This window comes from Lacticaseibacillus camelliae DSM 22697 = JCM 13995 (assembly GCF_001311195.1).
Lineage (GTDB): Bacteria > Bacillota > Bacilli > Lactobacillales > Lactobacillaceae > Lacticaseibacillus > Lacticaseibacillus camelliae.
This window is the reverse complement of sequence record NZ_BBAJ01000136.1, coordinates 1-2,720: the sequence shown is the minus strand read 5'-3', so window position 1 is coordinate 2,720 and position 2,720 is coordinate 1. Positions and strand designations below refer to the sequence as shown.

Genomic DNA, 2,720 nt, shown 5'->3' with positions numbered 1-2,720 from the left:
GTCGACATCAAGGTCGAAACCAACGGCTCTGAAGGCGTCAAGCACAAGCTGACCGCCGCCGACATCGACGCCGCGGTCGGGGTCATCATTGCCGCCGACAAGAAAGTCGACATGCCGCGGTTTGACGGCAAGCACCTGATCAACCGCCCTGTCATCGACGGCATCAAGAAACCCGATGAACTGATTCAGGACACCCTGGACGAAAAAGGGCCGGTCTTCCACGCAGCCGGCGGCCACACGGAAGCGGCTGCGGCCGATGACGGCGACGAAAAGAAGACCCTCTGGAGCCGCATCTACGCCGATCTCATGAATGGCGTTTCCAACATGCTGCCGTTTGTCGTTGGTGGCGGGATCATCATGGCCGTGTCCTTCATTTTTGAAAATGCGTTCGGTGCCAAGTCCCAGTGGTTCACCTTCACCAACAACCTCGGCAACTACGCATTTTCCTTCCTGGTCCCGGTCCTGGCCGCCTACATCGCGGTGTCGATCGGTGACCGCCCGGCGTTGATGCCAGGGTTTGTCGGTGGTTACATGGCCACGATCGCCGCCGCTTCTGTCGTTCACGCGCAGAACGCGGCCGGCTTCATCGGCGGTTTAGCAGCCGGCTTCATCGCCGGCTGGATGATTGTCGGCCTGAAGAAGCTCTTTGCCGGCATGCCGCACTCCCTGGACGGCCTGAAGACCATCCTGTTCTACCCGGTCATTGGGCTGGCGCTGATCGGCCTGATTATGTTCTTCGTCGTCAACCCGATCTTCGCCTTCCTCAACGGGGCCTTGATCAACTGGCTTGAAGGCATGGGTACCGGCAATGCCATCCTCGTCGGAACCATTCTTGCCGCCATGATGAGCATCGACATGGGCGGCCCCTTCAACAAAGCCGCTTACACCTTTGCCATTGGCGTTTACCAGGCTTCCGGCTTCAAGGACGGCCGCTGGATGGCCGCCGTCATGATCGGTGGGATGATCCCGCCGCTGGCCATTGCGATCGCCGCGACCTTCTTCCCGAGCAAGTTCACCAATACCGAGCACTCCTCCGCCATGTCGAACTACGTGCTGGGCCTGACCTTCATCACTGAAGGCGCCATCCCGTTTGCCGCAACCGACCCGGTCCACGTCATCGGCAGCAGCGTCATCGGCTCCGCCATTGCCGGCGGACTGACCCAGCTGTTTCACGTCAACGTCCCGGCGCCCCACGGCGGCATCGTCGCGTTGGCCCTGACCAACCAGAAACTTGGCTTTATCGTGTCGCTATTGGTCGGCACCGCCATTGCGTCCCTGATCCTCGGCTTCTGGCGGCCAAAAGCCAAAGAGAACGCCTGACCAAAGATCGCGATGATCTCGTTCCCTGGTTGAAAAACATCTGAAACCGTGTCGCTCTCTCCTGATGTGAGAAGCGACACGGCTTTTTCTATGGCGCACCGCTAAATGCGGCCAAAATTTGGTACGATGGGGCCAGTCAAACTGATCAAATTACGGAACCAGTCACGAAGATGCTGCATAGAGGCTCTGGCTCCGTTCACTCACACCATCAACTGGAGGTCCGCTCATGACTTCTCGCCTGTTTCAACCACTCACCAATGCCTAGCTCAACACGGTCGTGACCCAACATTTTCCGCGCGCAGGACAGTTTCAAAGCCGCCTGGCCAGTGGCGGTTTGTTCAACACCTCATACACGCTCACGTTGGCTGACGGTCAGCGCTATATGCTAACCGCAGGGCCTGTGAACCGCGACCTCCTGATTCCTTACGAGCGGCACCTGATGCCAGGCGCCGTCGCCGCTTACGCTCTACTGCAGCAGGTCCATTTGCCGTGCCCGGAAGTGGTGGCGCAAGCAGATGAGAGTTCCTGCATACGCCGTAGCTACCTGCTCACCAGATACATCCCCGGCAAACCATTGAACTCACCGGACGTCGCACCCAATGCCAGGGATGCCCTTTACCGACAGTTTGGGGCCTACATGAAACGAATGCACGCCATCACCGCACCCTGCTTCGGGCGGCTCAGCGATACTGCTGCTGGCCGCGGCTTCACCGAATGGAACACCTTTATCCAGATGACCATGCGCACGGCGTTGAAGCTCCTGGTCGGTCATGCGCTGCTGGACCAATCAGACGCGCAGCAGCTATTTGCCAGATTTGATGAGGCGACCCCACTCTTCAAGAACATCACCAAGCCGGCGCTGGTCCATGCAGATTTATGGGAGCCAAACATCTTGGTGTCAGAGGACGATCAGCAACTGGCGGCAGTCATCGATGCCGACCGCGCACTCTTTGGCGATCCAGAGTTTGACTTTCCTTCAGACTGGCTGGCGCGGACTAGTTTCTTCTCCGGATACGGTAAACCACTCAGCACCGACCCTGCAGCTATACGCCGCCGACAGTTCTACCACCTCGTGTACCTGGCTCAAGACGCCTATGTCTGGGCTGTGGAATATGCGGACCAGTCCGAAGCAAGGCGCTGCCTAACCGAACTCATGGACATTAGCCACACGCTAGCAAACTAATCAAGGTGTGCTAATCTGACCGAATCAGCGCTTTTTATCGAGTCGTATTGCTTGGCGCGGCCAGGAACAGGCCCTAAACTGAAGCCATCTGAAAAAGGGAGGCTGATCTTCATGCAAGCTTTTGGCTTTGAACTCAAGCACGGCGCGACCGTCCTTTCGGCGCGCACCCTGCCCGACCTCACCCCGGCCGCCGATGAGGTGATCATTGACGTTCAGG

2 protein-coding genes are annotated in these 2,720 nt (G+C 58.3%); both read left to right on the top strand.

Annotated elements, in window-relative coordinates:
• Window positions 1–1,320, top strand: a 1,320-nt coding sequence (locus JCM13995_RS13270; protein ID WP_054666514.1) for a PTS fructose transporter subunit IIC, incomplete at its 5' end; no start/stop codon positions are given.
• Between the two features lie 277 nt (window positions 1,321–1,597).
• Window positions 1,598–2,503: a phosphotransferase family protein gene (locus JCM13995_RS13265; protein ID WP_082397878.1), complete on the top strand. Its 906-nt coding sequence runs from the start codon at window positions 1,598–1,600 to the stop codon at window positions 2,501–2,503.
• The last annotated feature ends 217 nt before the right edge of the window (window positions 2,504–2,720 follow it).